Source organism: Flavobacterium sp. UM26 (assembly GCF_057922445.1).
In genome coordinates this window covers 233,049-249,542 of record NZ_JBVHCY010000001.1, presented here as the reverse complement: position 1 = coordinate 249,542, position 16,494 = coordinate 233,049, and the positions used below count along the sequence as shown (strand labels likewise).

Annotated in this window: 18 protein-coding genes; 17 read left to right on the top strand and 1 reads right to left on the bottom strand. The window is 33.9% G+C overall.

Annotated features, from left to right (window positions below; translation table 11 throughout):
* Positions 1–78 precede the first annotated feature (78 nt).
* From gcvH to ACZ1AQ_RS01110, 12 genes are all read left to right on the top strand, one after another.
* The gene (gene gcvH, locus ACZ1AQ_RS01165; RefSeq protein WP_489631132.1) at positions 79–459 is read left to right on the top strand and encodes a glycine cleavage system protein GcvH; all 381 of its coding nucleotides are present in this window, start codon (positions 79–81) and stop codon (positions 457–459) included.
* A gap of 58 nt (positions 460–517) precedes the next feature.
* A complete protein-coding gene (locus tag ACZ1AQ_RS01160; RefSeq protein WP_489631131.1) occupies positions 518–829 on the top strand; it encodes a VanZ family protein in 312 nt (103 codons plus the stop codon).
* 187 nt (positions 830–1,016) lie between these two features.
* Positions 1,017–1,760: a deoxyribose-phosphate aldolase gene (gene deoC / locus ACZ1AQ_RS01155; RefSeq protein WP_489631130.1), complete on the top strand. Its 744-nt coding sequence runs from the start codon at positions 1,017–1,019 to the stop codon at positions 1,758–1,760.
* Between the two features lie 16 nt (positions 1,761–1,776).
* Entirely contained in the window at positions 1,777–3,882 is a 2,106-nt protein-coding gene (locus ACZ1AQ_RS01150; RefSeq protein ID WP_489631129.1) for a gliding motility protein RemB, read from the top strand.
* Between the two features lie 104 nt (positions 3,883–3,986).
* Positions 3,987–4,886, top strand: coding sequence for a heme o synthase (cyoE, locus tag ACZ1AQ_RS01145; RefSeq protein WP_489631353.1), 900 nt, complete (start codon positions 3,987–3,989; stop codon positions 4,884–4,886).
* A gap of 1 nt (position 4,887) precedes the next feature.
* Complete coding sequence (locus ACZ1AQ_RS01140) at positions 4,888–5,475, top strand: cytochrome c oxidase subunit 3 (protein WP_489631128.1); 588 nt, start codon at positions 4,888–4,890, stop codon at positions 5,473–5,475.
* 43 nt (positions 5,476–5,518) lie between these two features.
* Positions 5,519–6,496 (top strand): cytochrome c oxidase subunit 3, encoded by a 978-nt coding sequence (locus ACZ1AQ_RS01135; protein ID WP_489631127.1) that lies wholly within the window; start codon positions 5,519–5,521, stop codon positions 6,494–6,496.
* Between the two features lie 20 nt (positions 6,497–6,516).
* Positions 6,517–6,867, top strand: coding sequence for a cytochrome C oxidase subunit IV family protein (locus ACZ1AQ_RS01130; RefSeq protein ID WP_159690219.1), 351 nt, complete (start codon positions 6,517–6,519; stop codon positions 6,865–6,867).
* Between the two features lie 76 nt (positions 6,868–6,943).
* Positions 6,944–7,585, top strand: a complete 642-nt coding sequence (locus ACZ1AQ_RS01125; RefSeq protein ID WP_489631126.1) for a hypothetical protein — start codon at positions 6,944–6,946, stop codon at positions 7,583–7,585.
* Position 7,586: 1 nt separating this feature from the next.
* Positions 7,587–8,273 carry an SCO family protein gene (locus tag ACZ1AQ_RS01120; protein WP_489631125.1) on the top strand — a complete coding sequence of 229 codons (687 nt, stop codon included), beginning with the start codon at positions 7,587–7,589 and terminating at the stop codon, positions 8,271–8,273.
* Position 8,274: 1 nt separating this feature from the next.
* On the top strand, positions 8,275–8,817 hold the full coding sequence (locus ACZ1AQ_RS01115; protein ID WP_489631124.1) for a DUF420 domain-containing protein: 543 nt from the start codon (positions 8,275–8,277) through the stop codon (positions 8,815–8,817).
* A complete protein-coding gene (locus tag ACZ1AQ_RS01110; RefSeq protein ID WP_489631123.1) occupies positions 8,807–9,067 on the top strand; it encodes a hypothetical protein in 261 nt (86 codons plus the stop codon). Before ACZ1AQ_RS01115 ends, ACZ1AQ_RS01110 begins: the two co-directional genes overlap by 11 nt.
* A 41-nt stretch (positions 9,068–9,108) precedes the next feature.
* Here ACZ1AQ_RS01110 and ACZ1AQ_RS01105 read toward each other — a convergent pair whose 3' ends face one another.
* Positions 9,109–10,518: a DUF4403 family protein gene (locus tag ACZ1AQ_RS01105; protein WP_489631122.1), complete on the bottom strand. Its 1,410-nt coding sequence runs from the start codon at positions 10,516–10,518 to the stop codon at positions 9,109–9,111.
* Between the two features lie 169 nt (positions 10,519–10,687).
* Between ACZ1AQ_RS01105 and ACZ1AQ_RS01100 the strand changes: the two genes are divergently transcribed.
* The 5 genes from ACZ1AQ_RS01100 to ACZ1AQ_RS01080 all read left to right on the top strand — a co-directional run bounded on the left by ACZ1AQ_RS01100 (position 10,688) and on the right by ACZ1AQ_RS01080 (position 16,493).
* Positions 10,688–11,389, top strand: coding sequence for an ABC transporter ATP-binding protein (locus ACZ1AQ_RS01100; RefSeq protein ID WP_489631121.1), 702 nt, complete (start codon positions 10,688–10,690; stop codon positions 11,387–11,389).
* Positions 11,382–12,626, top strand: a complete 1,245-nt coding sequence (locus ACZ1AQ_RS01095) for an ABC transporter permease (protein ID WP_489631120.1) — start codon at positions 11,382–11,384, stop codon at positions 12,624–12,626. Before ACZ1AQ_RS01100 ends, ACZ1AQ_RS01095 begins: the two co-directional genes overlap by 8 nt.
* 2 nt (positions 12,627–12,628) lie before the next feature.
* Positions 12,629–13,894: an ABC transporter permease gene (locus tag ACZ1AQ_RS01090; RefSeq protein WP_489631119.1), complete on the top strand. Its 1,266-nt coding sequence runs from the start codon at positions 12,629–12,631 to the stop codon at positions 13,892–13,894.
* Between the two features lie 34 nt (positions 13,895–13,928).
* Positions 13,929–15,044, top strand: a complete 1,116-nt coding sequence (locus ACZ1AQ_RS01085) for an efflux RND transporter periplasmic adaptor subunit (RefSeq protein WP_489631118.1) — start codon at positions 13,929–13,931, stop codon at positions 15,042–15,044.
* 81 nt (positions 15,045–15,125) lie between these two features.
* Complete coding sequence (locus tag ACZ1AQ_RS01080) at positions 15,126–16,493, top strand: TolC family protein (protein ID WP_489631117.1); 1,368 nt, start codon at positions 15,126–15,128, stop codon at positions 16,491–16,493.
* The last annotated feature ends 1 nt before the right edge of the window (position 16,494 follow it).

Below are 16,494 nucleotides of genomic sequence, written 5' to 3'. Positions count from 1 at the left end.
GTATTTATTCTATGTAAAAATTCAATACAAGATAGTTATCTTTGCGCTTTATTATTAATAACACAACATTTATATATTATGAGCGTACCATCAAATTTAAAGTACACAAAAGATCACGAGTGGGTAAGTATCGAAGGAGATATTGCAACAGTAGGAATTACTCATTTTGCACAAAAAGAGTTAGGTGATATTGTATACGTAGAAGTAGAGACTTTAGACCAAACTTTAGATAAAGATGCTGTTTTCGGGACTGTAGAAGCTGTGAAAACTGTATCTGATTTATTTTTACCACTTTCAGGCGAAATCATCGCATTTAATGATGATTTAGAAAGCGCTCCAGAAACAGTAAATTCTGATCCTTACGGTGCTGGTTGGATGATTAAAGTAAAAATTGCTAATCCAGCAGAAATGGAAGAATTGCTTTCTGATGCTTCTTATAAAGAACTAATTGGTGCATAAACATTTTTTTTTCTTTGTTGCGCTGGCATGGACTTCTCTGATGTGCTACGTTTGTTTAATGAAATCCTCAGACGTCCCTTCCATCAATATTATAGGAATTGATAAAATAGTGCATATTGTATTGCATTTGCTTTTTACTTTTTTTTGGGGAATTACCTTAGTCAAAAGTGGTAAATGGAGTAGTTTTTCAAAAGTAATGTATGTCTCATTTTTACTTTCTTTTTTATTCGGATTGTTAATTGAGTTTGTACAAGGCTATTTTACAACGACCAGAAGTGCAGACATTACAGATGTTCTAGCAAATGTATTTGGAGCTCTTTTTGCTATCGCTCTTTTGTATCAATTCAAAGAAAAAATAGAAATTCAATAAATTTTAAAGTCCCATTTCGATGGGATTTTTTTTTGGAATACAACCCGTGTTCGTTTTTAAAGCTTCTCTCCTTAAATTATTGTTTTTTGTTTGGTGGATACGGAGAAAAAGTAGACTTCACGCCGGTGTATTCAATTAATAATGTATTTTTGTACGACTTATTTATCAATTCCAATTCCTTGTAAAAATGGATATTAGAGCTTACCTTGATTCGACTTATTTAAAAACCAACGAACAAGCTAATTTGTCAGAAGCAGAAAATGTGTTGGTAGCAAAAACCTTTATTGAAGAGGCTATTCGAGAGCACTTCAAACTTATAATGATTCGACCCGATCGAGTAGCTTTGGCAAAAAAAATGATTCAGGAAGCACATTCTAATCTATTAGTTGGTACAGTGATTGATTTTCCAAAAGGACAATCTGATTTGGAAACCAAACTAGCCGAAGCAGAACAAGCCATTGCAAACGGAGCGGATGATTTGGATTTTGTTTGCAACTATGAGGCTTTTAAGAAAGGTGAAATTGCTTTAGTCAAAGAGGAGATTTTAAAAGGAACGCAATTGGGATTGGCACATAAAAAAGTAGTCAAATGGATTATTGAAGTCGCAGCTTTGAATAATGGTCAAATAATGCAACTTTCTGCTTTAATCAAAAATGTAGTCATACAGAATTTCAAGGAGGAGCAATATGCTGCTGTTTTTGTAAAATCCTCAACGGGGTTTTATGTAACACCTAACAATAAGCCCAATGGTGCAACGGTTGAAACCATCAAGATAATGCTTGAGAATGCTTCTCCTTTACCTGTAAAAGCTGCAGGAGGTGTTCGTAGTTATGCAGATGCTGTCGAAATGATTCAGTTAGGTGTACAACGTATAGGGACTTCAGGTGCAAAAGCTATTGTAGATGGTGCGATTAATCAAAAAGAATATTAATTCCTAACAGAAAACTATGTACAAACTTTACAGCGCACTGTTTTTTTTTCTTGGGTTAAACTGGTGTTATAGCCAAAATCTAAATGTTTCGACTTTTAATGAAGTTGAGCGTTTTCCTGTTTTTACAGCTTGTCAAAATCTTCTACCAAAAGAAGTAGAAAAGTGTTTTTACAATCAAGTACAAGATTTTGTATATTCTAACTTTAAAGTACCTCAAAACGATTCTTTTAAAGGTAATGTAAAAGTGCTGTTTGAGGTTACCGTAGAGGGAAAATTCAAAGTGTTGTATGTTGACGCAGTTGTAGATTCATATGCTGCAGAAGCAAAAAGAGTTATCGAAAGTATGCCCAAAGTGAGTGCTGCTACTTATAATGGTAAACCAACTTATTCTAAATATACGATTGCAATTGCCATTCCTTTGAAATCAAAAGAACAGTTCGAAGCAGAAGCACTTGCTAAAGCAGAAATTCTCAATGTTAAAAGTCCAAAGCTAACAGAATTAGATAGTATTGTTTATAAAAAATACCGCAATCCAGAGTATGAAAGTCATTTAAATGTGCCTTTTTCGCACAGTCTTTATGCGCAGTTTGATGCTAAAATGAATCAAGTGGGAAGTAACAATCATACCGCTTCAAAACCCTATACTTATGCTGAAGTAGCCAAGTATTATAATATGAAGGAAGTTAATGAGCAGTTGAAAAAGAAAGCTTCTGGTTGGTGGGCGCGAAAATTATGGAATGAAAACACTGTTGAGATTCAAGGCGAAGACTATTGGTTTACCCTAAATCCAATTTTTGATTTGCAATTAGGTAAAGCTTCTCAAACCGAGAATTCGTATACTTATGTAAATACTCGTGCACTCAATTTTAGAGGAGGATTGGGGAAACAATTGAATTTTACTACCACAGTTTTTGAAAGTCAAGGGCGTTTTGCAGATTATTACAATCAATATGCAGAATCCATTAAGCCTTCGGGAGGAAATCCTGCTATAATTCCTGGAATTGGAATTGCCAAAAGATTCAAAGATGATGCCTATGATTTTCCTTTGGCGGAAGCCAATATTACTTTTACGCCAAATAAATTTATTGATTTGCAATTGGGCTACGGACGAAATTTTATTGGTGATGGGTATCGTTCTTTATTAGAAAGTGATGGTGCAAGTCCTTACCCTTATTTCAAAATCAATACTAATTTTTGGAAAATTAAATACACCAATACGTATATGTGGCTCAAAGATGTGCGTCCAGAAGTGACTGTAGATCGAACGTATGCTACTAAGTTTATGGCGAATCATTATTTGAGCTGGAATGTTTCGAATCGTTTGAATTTAGGTTTTTTTGAATCGGTTGTTTGGACCAAAGACAATAATAGAGGCTTTGATATGAGTTTTGTGAATCCTATTATTTTTTATCGTGCAGTTGAGTTTGGCTCGTCATCCAGAAGCGGAAATGCTTTGTTAGGATTGACTTTTAAGTATAAATGGGATGCATCTATTAATGCGTATGGACAATTTTTGCTAGATGAATTTTCATTGGGAGATGTAAAAGGAGGAAATAATAGTTGGAAAAACAAATTCGGATACCAAGTAGGAGTGAAGTATTACAATGCTTTCAAAGTAAAGAATCTTTTATTGCAGTTAGAATATAATCATGTGCGTCCTTATGTGTATTCACACAGTAATCCTATTACGAATTACGCACACAATAATCAGAGTTTAGGACATCAATGGGGAGGGAATTTTAGAGAGTTAATCGCGATTGCTCGCTATAACCAAGGAAGACTTTTTGCAGATGCTAAAGTTACTGTAGGAACTAGAGGTTTAGATTTTAATACTGCTGATGATAGTTTTAACTATGGAGGTAATATTTACAAAGACTACGATGAAAAGCGTCCTTTTGATACAGGGGTGAAAGTAGGTCAAGGAAACAAAACCAAAGTATTTATAGCTGATATTCAAGGAGGATACTTGGTAAATCCAGCAACTAATTTGAAGCTTTTTGCCAGTTATATTTATAGAAGTTTTGATCCTTCAAAAAATACGGTTGCCACTTTTAATCAGAGTACGAATTGGGTAACGGTGGGTGTTCGATCTGATATTTTTAACTTTTATTTTGATTACTAATAAGTCGTTTTTTAATGAAAACTTTTTTTATGAGTTGTTTTTTGTCAAATCCCTTTTGATAACCTACTTTTGCAAAAGTTTTTATAAAAATAACACTAGTTTTAATCGTTTTGACAAATACAGTTTCCCTCAAATCCATTTATTTAGATTTTAAAGCCATCACTAAAGCAGGTCTTGCCATAAGTGTTGTTTTTTCTTCCGTCGCTGGTTTTGTTCTGGGGATAGATCATTTCGAAGCCAATACTTGGTGGGTATTACTTAAGTTAGCCATCGGAGGGTATTGTATGGTTGGTGCTTCTAATGCGTACAATCAAGTTATAGAAAAAGACTTAGATGCTTTAATGGATCGAACTAAAAATCGTCCAGTAGCTTCGGGAAGAATGCAGCCAAGAGTAGCGGTAGTTGTAGCTACGCTGTTAACTGTTTTAGGATTGACATTGTTATATAGTATAAATCCAAAATCAGCCATGTTTGGTGCGATTTCAATTTTTTTATATACTAGTGTTTATACACCACTAAAGACGATGACTTCTTTGTCTGTTTTTGTTGGCGCCTTTCCTGGTGCAATTCCGTTTATGTTAGGATGGGTTGCTGCAACTGGAGAATTTGGTATAGAAGCTGGAACGTTGTTTTTAATTCAGTTTTTCTGGCAATTTCCTCATTTTTGGGCCATTGGTTGGTTTTTGTATGAAGATTATGAAAAAGCAGGCTTTTTTATGTTGCCAACTGGAAAAAAAGATAATGGAACAGCTTTGCAGATTATTTTATATACTGTTTGGTTAATTATTGCTTCGCTACTGCCAATGTTTGGCTATACAGGTTCACTCTTTTTAACACCTGTTGCGGCTATTTTAGTGTTTTTGTTAGGATTGTGGATGTTGTTTTATGCGGTAAAGGTATACCAATTACGCACCACTAAGTCTGCGAGAACCTTGATGTTGGTAAGTGTTTCTTATATTACCTTGTTACAATTAATATATATAGTAGATAAATTTTTAAGATAGTATGGATATGACAATGACAAAAGACGAGCATCAATCCAGAACTGCAAGATCCTATAAATTGATTTTGTTGTTTGCTATGGTAAGTATGACCATGATGTTTGCTGGATTAACAAGTGCCTTTGTGGTGAGTAAATCAAGAGCTGATTGGTTGAAAGATTTTCAATTACCTCCTGCTTTTTTTATCAGTACTTTTGCCATCTTGGCAAGTAGTATTACATTTCATTTAGCTAAGAAAGCTATTCAACGAGACAATCAGAAAGCTACAACCCAATGGTTATTGATTACATTAGTACTAGGAGTTGCATTTGTAGTATTGCAGTTTGTTGGTTTTGGTCAAATTGTAGCCAAAGGATATTATTTTACTGGACCAGCTAGTTCTATTACTACAACATTCCTATATATAGTAACGGTTATGCATATGCTTCACTTGGCTGGAGGCTTAATTTCCTTACTAATTATTATTTATAATCATTTTAAACAAAAATATAGCGCAACACAATCTCTTGGAATTGAACTGGGTGTCATGTACTGGCATTTCCTTGATTTATTGTGGGTTTATTTATTTTTGTTTTTATATTTCTTTAAATAAGAAAAAAATGTAAATTTGGAAACTTTTTAACGAATTAATTTTTATGGGAGCGACAGTTACTACTGCAAACAACGACGAAAAGATATGGAGTGGCGGAAATGAGCCAATGGGAGCGAGTTATGGTAAATTAATGATGTGGTTTTTTATCGTATCAGATGCCTTAACCTTCTCTGGGTTTCTTGCAGCTTATGGATTTTCTAGATTTAAATTTATTGAAACTTGGCCTTTAGCCGACGAAGTGTTTACTCACTTTCCATTTTTACATGGAGTATCAGCTCCGATGTATTATGTAGCCTTAATGACATTTATCTTGATTTTCTCTTCTGTAACAATGGTATTGGCTGTTGATGCAGGACATCAAATGAAAAAAGATAAAGTGGCACTTTACATGTTTTTAACCATCATTGGAGGTTTAATTTTCGTGGGGTCTCAAGCTTGGGAGTGGAAAAACTTTATTAAAGGAGAGTATGGCGCAGTAGAAACTACAGGAGGTAGCTTACTTCAGTTTGTTGATAAAGACGGAAATCGTGTTGCTTTGGCTGATTTTGCTAAAACGTTACCGGAAGAACGTGAGCAATTGACTCGTAACAAAGCGAAATGGTTTATGAGTGAGCCAGCTTTGCCATCATATTCTGTTGCTGAAGTGCAAGCGGGTTTTAAAGCGAATCCAGATTTATTGGTTAGAACAGAAACTATCACAAAAGACAAAAAGAAATTAGTCCTTTCAAGAGCAGAGTCTGAAGCTAGATTAGCAGATGCAAAATTGGTTATTGAAGGTGCTAACTTAAAGCATAACGAATACGGAAGTAAATTATTTGCTGACTTCTTTTTCTTTATTACAGGCTTTCATGGATTTCACGTGTTTTCTGGAGTTGTAATTAACATCATTATCTTTTTTAATGTATTGTTAGGTACCTACGAAAAACGTAGAAGCTACGAAATGGTAGAGAAAGTTGGTTTATACTGGCACTTTGTAGACTTAGTTTGGGTATTCGTATTTACCGTATTTTATCTTGTTTAATTTTAAAGAAACTTATTATTATGTCACACGAACACGTTTCTAACACAAAAAGAATTTGGTTTGTTTTTGGTTTGCTTTCAGTGGTAACTACAGTTGAGGTTATCTTAGGTATTATCAAACCTGAATCATTACATTTTACTAATTTTCTTGGAATGAACTTGTTAAATTGGATATTCTATATATTGACAATTGTTAAAGCATATTATATTGTTTGGGCATTTATGCACATGGAAGGAGAAAAAAAATCCTTACAGAGTTCTGTAGTTGCTCCGCTAATATTTTTAATTTTATATTTACTTTTTATTCTATTAACTGAAGGTGATTATGTATTCGGGGTTTTTAAAAATTCTATCATTAAATGGAATTTTTAACTAAATATTAATTCAGAAAAGAGCTCCGAAATATCGGAGCTTTTTTTATTTTTACACTCTCAATACCACCCTTCTGATGAAAAAAAATATTGTTCTTTTTGTCTTGTTTATTCTTCCAATTGTAGCTTATTTGTTTTTTGCTTCCGGAGTGAATAGTTTTACCAAATTACCCACAATTACTCCAAAAGTTGCTGACTTTGGTAACTGGAAATCGTTGCGTGGCGATGTGGTTCGTTTAGATGGAAAAATAACCGTCCTTGGTTTTTCTGGAACAAATCTTCTTGCAAATAGAGGGAATTTATTCAATTTGAATCAAAAGATTTATCAACGTTACCACAGCTTTAAAGATTTGCAGTTTGTTATGCTTTGCCCACTGGGTACCGAAAAAGAAGCACAAGCTGTTTTGGATGCCTTGAAAGCTTTTACCGATGTAAAACAATGGAATTTTGTTTTCGCAACTCCAGAAGAAATTGCTAGCTTTTACAAGCAACTTCAACTCAAGGATAAATTAGATGCCAACTATGGTACACCTAACGTTTATATTTTAGATAAAGAACGTAATTTGAGAGGAAGAAAAGATAAAGAAGAATACAAAGAAGGTTATAATACCTTTCATCCAGCAGAGTTGAGTAACGAAATGTTAGATGATTTTAAAATTCTTTTATACGAATACAAAGCGGCTTTGAAAAAGAATAATAACGCTACAAAACAATTGTAATATGTTTAAAAATAAATCTTATATAGGAATCTCATTTATTGTTTTAATCTTTGGCATTTATGCGATTCCTAAAATTATCGATCGTGTGCAAGGCGATGCAATTGTCAAATCAGATCGATTGGATAAAGATAGTGGGGCTGGAATTGCTGCAGAAAGTTTGGTAGACATTGGCAAAGCGCCGTCTTTTGAATTTACTAATCAAGACAATAAAACCATCAATAATGCATCTTATGCTGGTAAAGTTTATGTTTTGGAATTTTTCTTCACAACTTGTCCTTCCATCTGTCCAAAGATGAATTTGAGTATGTTGCAAATCGAGAAAACTTTTTTTGGCAACCCTAATTTTGGTATCGTTTCAGTTACTATAGATCCAAAAACAGATACACCTGAAGTTTTAAAAGCGCATGCTAAGTTGTTAGGGGTTAAATCTTCAAATTGGAATTTTTTAACCGGAGACAAAACGGCTATTTTTGATTTGGCTAACAAAGGTTTTAATCTATATGCTGCTGCCAATAACAAAGTGAGTGGTGGTTTTGAGCATTCTGGTTTATTTGCTTTAATTGATAAAAAAGGACATATTCGTTGTAGAAATGATGAGTTTGGTAATCCAATTTTGTACTATGATGGATTGGATAAAAAAGGGGTTAAAGACATTCAAGAAGATATTAAATTACTTTTAAAAGAATAAAATGGAACAAAATTCAGTTGAGCAGAAATACAATAAATGGATTGTAATATTATCTATTTTAATCCCGGTAGCGGTTGCTATATTGTTTAAAGTTAAATTAAAAGACTTTGGAATAGAAGTGGCTCCATTGCGATTTTTACCTCCAATCTATGCTACAATCAATGGTATAACAGCTATTCTGTTAATTTGGGCAGTACTTGCCATTAAAAAAGGGAATAGAATTTTACACGAAAATTTAATGAAAACTGCAATAGGTTGTTCATTAGCTTTTTTGGTTATGTATATTGCTTACCATATGACCACAGATTCTACTAGTTATGGTGGTGAAGGTGTTTTACGCTATGTTTATTTCTTTATTCTTTTATCGCATATCCTTTTGTCTATAGCTGTAATTCCTTTGGTACTTATTACTTATGTTCGTGCACTCGCTGAAAGGTTTGATAAGCACAAGAAAATAGCCAAAATCACCTTCCCAATTTGGTTATACGTTGCAGTAACTGGAGTAATCGTTTATTTAATGATAGCGCCATATTATGCTAGTTAGAGATAGAAATAAAAAGAGAGAAATAAGAACTAGTAAATTACAATTCCTGCTTTTGGGAATTTGTTATTTTCTATTTGAAGTTCAAACTTATGCACAATGTGCTATGTGTAGAGCTGCATTAACCAGTGAAGGCAATGCTACAAAAGCGGCAGCGGTTAATGACGGAATTGTGTACCTAATGGTAATTCCATATCTTTTGGTTGCTGCGCTAGGGTATTATATTTATCGAATGAAAAAGAAAAAATTATAATAAAATATAAGGCTGAATTATTTATTCAGCCTTTTTTATAGTTATTTCAATCCATCTATGGTGACTTTAACATTCCCTTTTACATTGATAAAAGCAATGATGGCTTGATTGGTTAATTGAATTTTTTGAAATTGGATATCCTCCATTTTTCCATTTACAAAAACACCTGGCATTGGTGAATAATTAGTGAGGTAACTCATCATGCTTTTTTTGCCTTCTTCTAAATTGGGCTGGATAGAATACCTGCAATTGGCTTCTATTTTTCGTAAAATAATGCCTTGTGCAAGCCAATTGGCTGTTCGCATCAATCGGTTTTTAGTGTCTAAAACATAATCTAATTTGTCAAAATATATTTCTTTGGTTTTTTCATTGTATTGAGGAAAACCTGATAGGTAAATGGTACCATTAACACTACCTAATAGGTCTAAAGCAATCACCATTTTGTCGTTTTTGTGCCAAATGTTTACGTTTTGAACACTAACTTTTTTACTTCCAGAACCAAAAACTTGACCGTTAAAATTTTTAGTCATAATTCTTGAAGCCTCTAAATATGTTGAAACGGCCGCAATATTGGTATTGATTTGTTGTGGGATTTGTGCTACTGGTTTTAAGAGTATTTTGTTTTTGTCATATTTTGATGTTGGTTTTGTGCCAATTATGGTCTCCATATTGCATTTCATTCCCATTTCTAAAACGAAAGTATCGTTTCTTAATCGGGCATTGGTAGTATAGACTTCAATGGGTGTAATTCGCAACCAACTCGAATAGGCCTGGCTCATTTCAAAAGGTGTACAGATCTTTTCTAAAGCTTCTAAAACATTGGGTTTAAAATCCATTGATTTTTCAATGGACTCATCAATTTTTCTTTCGATTTTAGACTTAAACAAACTAATAGTTGGATTGATGATATAGGTTATTGGGACGTTTTTGCCTAATAGTACCATTGTTGGGCTTTCTTTCCAGTCCAAAGATTTTAATTCAGTTTTGGTATGCATGTGCCAGTTGGTGAGATTTACTTCACTATGCAAAGTTACCACGCCATTCAAATTGAATTCTTTATAGGTGTAGAGTTCAACTCCTAATTTTTTGGTGCCAATGCGATATTTTACCCAAACTTTTAGGGGTAAAACTGTCTTTATTTTTTCAGTAGTACCTTGGTGTGCGTTGGTTATTGTTATTGGGGCTTCTTTCCAGACTTTCAATTCAATGTCGTCGTCTTCAATAATGTTGTCTTCATAAATCAATCCATTTAGAGCGGCATTGGTTTTATTTTCAATGTCTTTTAGTTTGATTGTTACTGGGAGATTAATAAACGAAGGACTGCTTTCATAAACTAAGGGGACAGCATCGTCAGGTTCTGGTCTTAAGGTGGCAATTTTGTTAGCTGTTGAACAACTTACTACTAGGAGCACAAACACTAAAAAGCAAGAGATAAAAATAAACTTTGACATCTATTATGAGTTTGTTTTTTTGTAAAAGTACTAAAACAAATATTATTCCAAATATTTTGTAACATTTTCAAAACATAAGAGTCTTATCGATTAAAGCAGTATAAGGTTTAACTTTTTATTATCATAAATTAGTAGTAAAAAGCAATAGTATTGATAAAAATTGTTTAAGATGATTGAAATTAAAGATTTACATAAATCCTATAAAATGGGATCTTCTGCATTACATGTTTTAAAAGGAATTAATTTCAACATCCAAGAAGGGGAGTTGGTAGCTATCATGGGGTCTTCGGGTTCTGGAAAATCAACATTACTTAATATTTTGGGAATTTTGGATGAAGCTGATTCGGGTAGTTATACTCTCGATGGGGTGCCAATAAAAAAATTAAACGAAACCATCGCTTCTAGATACCGTAATCAGTTTTTAGGGTTTGTTTTTCAGTCCTTTAATTTGATTAATTATAAAACGGCATTAGACAATGTTGCAATGCCTTTGTATTATCAAGGGGTAAAACGAAAAGAACGTAACGAAATTGCTATGGCTTATTTGAAAAAAGTAGGTCTTGATAGTCACTCCCATCATTTACCGAATGAACTTTCTGGGGGGCAAAAACAAAGGGTTGCAATAGCTAGAGCTTTGGCTTCCAATCCAAAAGTATTGTTGGCCGACGAACCAACAGGAGCATTAGATACCAAAACATCTTATGAGGTTATGGAGCTAATTCAAGGCATTAATGATGAAGGGAAAACTATTCTAATTGTAACTCACGAGCCAGATATTGCTGCAATGTGCAAGCGAAATGTAGTCTTGAAAGACGGGTTGATTATAGATGATAAATTAGTAGAACAAGTAAGAGCTTCTTCTTATGTTTAATACGGAACGCTGGCAGGAAATTTTTGAGGCTATTGCCAAAAACAAGTTGAGAACTTTCTTGACAGGAATTTCTGTGGCTTCAGGAATTTTCATTTTGGTTATTTTGCTTGGCGCTGGGAAAGGATTGCAAAACGGAATTGCCAAACAATTCGAACGTGATGCGGAAGGAATAATTGAAGTATGGACGGGTACTACAACCAAAGAATATAAAGGACTGAATCCAGGAAGAGAAGTTCAGTTCAGAAATAGTGATTACGACTTAGCGGTTACTAAATTCAGTGATAAGTTAGATCGAAGATCTGCTGTGTACTCCTATTGGAATGGCGTAATTGTCTATGGAAAAGAAACAGGAAATTATCAATTCAGAGGGATTTATCCTGATTATTTAGCTTTAGAAAATGCAACCATAGTTAGCGGACGTTTTATCAACGATAATGATTTGTTGCATAACGAAAAAGTTGCTGCTATTGGTCAGAAAGTAAAGTTGGATTTATTTAAAGACAAGAATTCTATCGGAGAAGAAATCGTAATCAATAATGTTAATTTTAAGGTTATAGGTGTGTTTACGGATCCATCAGGAGAACGTGAGGAATCAAGGATTTATTTGCCTATCACCACGACTCAGAAAGCTTTTAGTGTAGGCGACAAAATAAGCAATATGCAATTCACATTGAATAAAATGGCAACTTATGAAGAAGCATTAGCACAATCTACCAAGTTTACGGCAGAATTAGGGCAAATGTTGCGAAGTAAAAATACCGTTGCTCCAGATGATGAAAGTGCCATAGGAATTAATAATTCTATTGAAAATGCTAAGCAATTTTATGATTTGAATTTGTACATCCGTCTATTTTTTTGGTGGGTAGGAATTTGTACCATCATAGCAGGAGTAGTTGGGGTTAGTAATATTATGTTGATTATTGTAAAAGAGCGTACCAAAGAAATTGGAATTCGAAAAGCACTTGGGGCATCACCTATTTCTATTGTTGGGATGATATTGCATGAGTCTATTTTTATTACCACAATTGCAGGTTTTGTGGGGTTGCTCTCTAGTTTATTATTGCTTGAACTGGTTGGACCTTATGTGAAAAGCGACTATTTTTTAAATCCAGAAGTTGATTTTGGGGTGGCTATTACTACTTTAATTTTATTAGTATTCGCTGGAGCAATGGCAGGTTTTTTTCCTGCCTATCATGCCGCCAAAATCAAACCTATTGTAGCACTTAGAGACGAATAATTATGTTTGATAGAGATAAATGGAATGAGATTTTAGAAGCATTGACGGCCAATACGTTCCGAACGGTGCTTACAGCTTTTGGTGTTTTTTGGGGGATTTTCATTTTGGTAATACTGCTAGCAGCAGGGAATGGATTAGAGAATGGAGTAAAAAAAGGATTTGATGGTATTGCGACCAATACCATGTTTATGTGGTCTCAAACCGCTTCAAAACCTTATAAAGGGTTGCCTGCTAATCGAAAGTTTAATTTTAAAAATGCAGATGTTACTGCGCTTAAAGAGAACTTTCCAGATTTGTTGTATGTCTCACCAAGAAATCAGTTAGGTGGTTTTGAGGGAGCAAATAATGTGGTTCGTGGAACCAAAACAGCGGCTTATACCATCTATGGAGATTATCCTGAATTAATTAAACAAGAGCCAATGGATATTCCGAAAGGCCGATTTTTAAACCAACAAGACATTAATTTAAAAAGGAAAGTTGCCGTCATTGGTCAAGGTGTAATCAAAGAACTATATACGCCTGTAGAAGAAGTAATTGGAAGCTATATCAAGATTAATGGGGTGAATTTTATGATTGTTGGAGTCTATAAATCAAAGTCAAACAATAGAGGCGGAGGAGAGGAAGAACAGAAAAAAATCTTTATTCCTTTTACAACTTTTCAACAAGCTTTCAATTTTGGTGATATGGTTGGGTGGATGGCCTTGACGGCCAATGATGGAGCTTCGATTACGGATTTGAAACCGAAAATCTTGGAGTTTATGAAAGGAAGACATAGCATCAATCCAGCTGATGATCGAGCTATTGGTAATTTTGATTTGTATGCAGAGTTTAGTAAAGTACAAGGATTGTTTTCTATCCTACGATTCATTGCTTATTTTGTTGGAACTTTAGTGCTGCTCTCGGGAGTCATCGGTATTTCTAACATTATGTTAATCGTAGTAAAGGAACGAACCAAGGAAATAGGGATTCGTCGGGCTTTGGGAGCAACACCAGCTGCTATTAGAACTCAAATTTTAACCGAAGCGATTTTCTTAACTATTGTTGCAGGGATGTTTGGTATTGCTATGGCGACAGGAGTTTTAGGAGTCTTAAATATGATTTTAGATTCTATGCCAAGCGAAGATATGATGTTCGCGAATCCAAGTGTTGATTTAGCGGTAGTGTTTTTTGCCCTAATTATATTGGTAGGTTCTGGATTACTGGCCGGATTCATACCTGCGCAAACGGCAATTAGAGTTAAGCCTGTAGATGCTTTAAGAACAGAATAAAAGATAAAAGTAAAACGATTAACTAATCCATAAAATGAAAAAAGGAGTAACCATAACTATTTTAATTGTAATTGCACTAGTGTTTTTTGGTGCATTGTATTACTTGTATGCCAAGAATCAAGAACCACCAGTAGTTTTTCAAACGGATAAAACCGAAACAAAAACCATTGTAAAAACAACTATCGCTACAGGTAATATCGTTCCTGACGAAGAGGTATTAATCAAACCTAATATTTCTGGAATTATTGAAGAAGTGTATATCAAAGCTGGTGAGACAATTAAAGCTGGTGATTTGATTGCTAAAATTAAAGTTGTAGCCAATGTTTCTACTTTGAATAACACTCAAAATCAAGTGCAAACGGCCAAAATCGATTTGGATAACCAAGAAAAATTATTCCAAAGACAAAAAACATTATTCGACAAAGGCGTGATTTCTGCCAATGATTTTGATGCAGCTCAAGTAGCTTATAAGCAAGCAAAACAGAATTATGTTGCAGCCAAAAAGAGTAATGATATTGTAAAAACAGGAACCACATCTGGAATGGGAAATTATGCGAATACTTTGATTCGTTCAACCGTTAACGGAATGGTGCTAGATGTTCCTGTGAAAGTAGGAAATCAAGTTATTGAAAGTAACAATTTCAATGAAGGAACTACTATTGCAAGTGTGGCCGATGTAGGAAGAATGATTTTTGTTGGAAAAATTGACGAATCCGAAGTGGGTAAAATCAAAGAAAATTTGCCTATTGAGATTACAGTTGGTGCTATCGAAAACAAAAAATTCGATGCAGTTTTGAATTATATTGCTCCAAAAGGGAAAACCGAAAATGGCGCGATTCAATTTGAAATCAAAGCCAAAATGACCAATCGCGATAATACGTTTATTAGAGCAGGTTTAAGCGCAAATGCTTCTATTATTTTAGAAAAAGCCGATAAAGTTCTGGCTATCAAAGAAGCTTTGGTACAATTTGATAAAAAAACACAAAAACCTTATGTTGAAGTACAAACTGGACCACAAAAATTCGTTCGTAAAGATTTGGTTTTGGGTGTAAGCGATGGAATTTATGTTCAGATAAAAAGCGGAATTAAGGCTACAGACAAGATAAAAGTATGGAATCAAGGATTGTTAACCGAAGAACCCAAACCCTAATTAAGTCCCGCAAACTAGTTGCTAATTTTGAAAAAATGTTAAATTTGTGCAGTATATTTGTTGCACTTTCATTCCCGATTTATGAAAAAAAATAATTATTTGAGTTTAGTGTTCTTTTTGTTCGCTTCCCTTGTTGGAACAGCACAAACTAAAACCTGGACTTTAGAAGAGTGTGTAAAATATGCCATAGAGAATAATATTTCTATCAAAAACACCGAGCTAGATATCAAAACTGCTGAAATTAACAAAAAGGGAGCAGTTGGAAATTTTATTCCTTCTTTAAACGCAAATACTTCTCACTCTTGGAATATTGGTTTGAACCAAGATATCACTACAGGATTACTGCGAAATCAAACGACACAATTCTCCTCTCTTGGGGCAACACTTGGAGTTGATATTTATAAAGGTTTGCAAAATCAAAATACATTGCGTAGAGCAAATTTAGCTATTGTAGCTTCAAAGTATCAATTACTAAAAATGCAAGAAGATGTTGCCTTGAATGTTGCGAATGCCTTTTTACAAATTTTGTTTAATAAGGAAAACTTAAAAGTCCAAAATGAACAATTAGCCATTAGTGAAAAGCAATTGGCGCGTTCAGAAGAACTTGTTAAAGCTGGATCAATTCCAAGAGGAGATGTTTTGGATATCAAAGCTAATGTAGCTACTAACAAGCAAAATGTTATTAATGCAGAGAATGCTTTATTAATTTCAAAATTAAGTTTGGCTCAATTATTACAGTTGAAGGAGTTTTATGACTTTGATGTCGTTGATAATGAAAGTATCAAAGACGATAATAATATACTAGCTCAACCAGCTACAGCTATCTATGATAAAGCAAAAGAATCAAGAACTGAGCTTAAAATAGCTAAAACAAATTTAGAAGTAGCTCAAAAAGATTTAGATATTGCCAAAGGAGCTTTTCAACCAACTTTGCAAGGGTTTTATAATTACAATACAAGGATTGCTTATGCTGATAGAGTGGGGTTAGATCAAAATGGAAATCCAGTTACTAAACCAGCGTTACCTTTTTGGGATCAGTTTAGAGATAATAAAGGACAAGCTTTTGGTGCACAATTATCAATTCCAATTTTTAATGGATGGTCAGTGAAAAATAATGTGGAGCGCAACAAAGTCAATTTAGAAAAATCAAAAATTGCTTTAGAACAACAAGAATTAGACCTACAAAGAAATGTATACACTGCATTTACTGACGCTAAAGGTGCTTTAAAAACACACGAATCAGCCATTGTTTCTTTGGAGTCTAGACAAGAAGCGTTCAATTACGCCAAAGAACGTTATGCTGTGGGGATGATGAATTCCTTCGATTTTAATCAAGCACAAACGTTGTTGACCAATGCGCAATCTGAAGTAATCCGAACCAAATACGATTATATTTTTAAAATTAAAATACTTGAATTCTATTTTGGAATTCCAATCTTAAAAAACTAAT

Coding starts and splice junctions, on each gene's coding strand:
- gcvH (WP_489631132.1), top strand. CDS start 79: ATGAGCGTACCATCAAATTTAAAGTACACAAAAGATCACGAGTGGGTA.
- ACZ1AQ_RS01160 (WP_489631131.1), top strand. CDS start 518: ATGAAATCCTCAGACGTCCCTTCCATCAATATTATAGGAATTGATAAA.
- deoC (WP_489631130.1), top strand. CDS start 1,017: ATGGATATTAGAGCTTACCTTGATTCGACTTATTTAAAAACCAACGAA.
- ACZ1AQ_RS01150 (WP_489631129.1), top strand. CDS start 1,777: ATGTACAAACTTTACAGCGCACTGTTTTTTTTTCTTGGGTTAAACTGG.
- ACZ1AQ_RS01140 (WP_489631128.1), top strand. CDS start 4,888: ATGGATATGACAATGACAAAAGACGAGCATCAATCCAGAACTGCAAGA.
- ACZ1AQ_RS01135 (WP_489631127.1), top strand. CDS start 5,519: ATGGGAGCGACAGTTACTACTGCAAACAACGACGAAAAGATATGGAGT.
- ACZ1AQ_RS01130 (WP_159690219.1), top strand. CDS start 6,517: ATGTCACACGAACACGTTTCTAACACAAAAAGAATTTGGTTTGTTTTT.
- ACZ1AQ_RS01125 (WP_489631126.1), top strand. CDS start 6,944: ATGAAAAAAAATATTGTTCTTTTTGTCTTGTTTATTCTTCCAATTGTA.
- ACZ1AQ_RS01120 (WP_489631125.1), top strand. CDS start 7,587: ATGTTTAAAAATAAATCTTATATAGGAATCTCATTTATTGTTTTAATC.
- ACZ1AQ_RS01115 (WP_489631124.1), top strand. CDS start 8,275: ATGGAACAAAATTCAGTTGAGCAGAAATACAATAAATGGATTGTAATA.
- ACZ1AQ_RS01110 (WP_489631123.1), top strand. CDS start 8,807: ATGCTAGTTAGAGATAGAAATAAAAAGAGAGAAATAAGAACTAGTAAA.
- ACZ1AQ_RS01105 (WP_489631122.1), bottom strand. CDS start 10,518: ATGTCAAAGTTTATTTTTATCTCTTGCTTTTTAGTGTTTGTGCTCCTA.
- ACZ1AQ_RS01100 (WP_489631121.1), top strand. CDS start 10,688: ATGATTGAAATTAAAGATTTACATAAATCCTATAAAATGGGATCTTCT.
- ACZ1AQ_RS01095 (WP_489631120.1), top strand. CDS start 11,382: ATGTTTAATACGGAACGCTGGCAGGAAATTTTTGAGGCTATTGCCAAA.
- ACZ1AQ_RS01090 (WP_489631119.1), top strand. CDS start 12,629: ATGTTTGATAGAGATAAATGGAATGAGATTTTAGAAGCATTGACGGCC.
- ACZ1AQ_RS01085 (WP_489631118.1), top strand. CDS start 13,929: ATGAAAAAAGGAGTAACCATAACTATTTTAATTGTAATTGCACTAGTG.
- ACZ1AQ_RS01080 (WP_489631117.1), top strand. CDS start 15,126: ATGAAAAAAAATAATTATTTGAGTTTAGTGTTCTTTTTGTTCGCTTCC.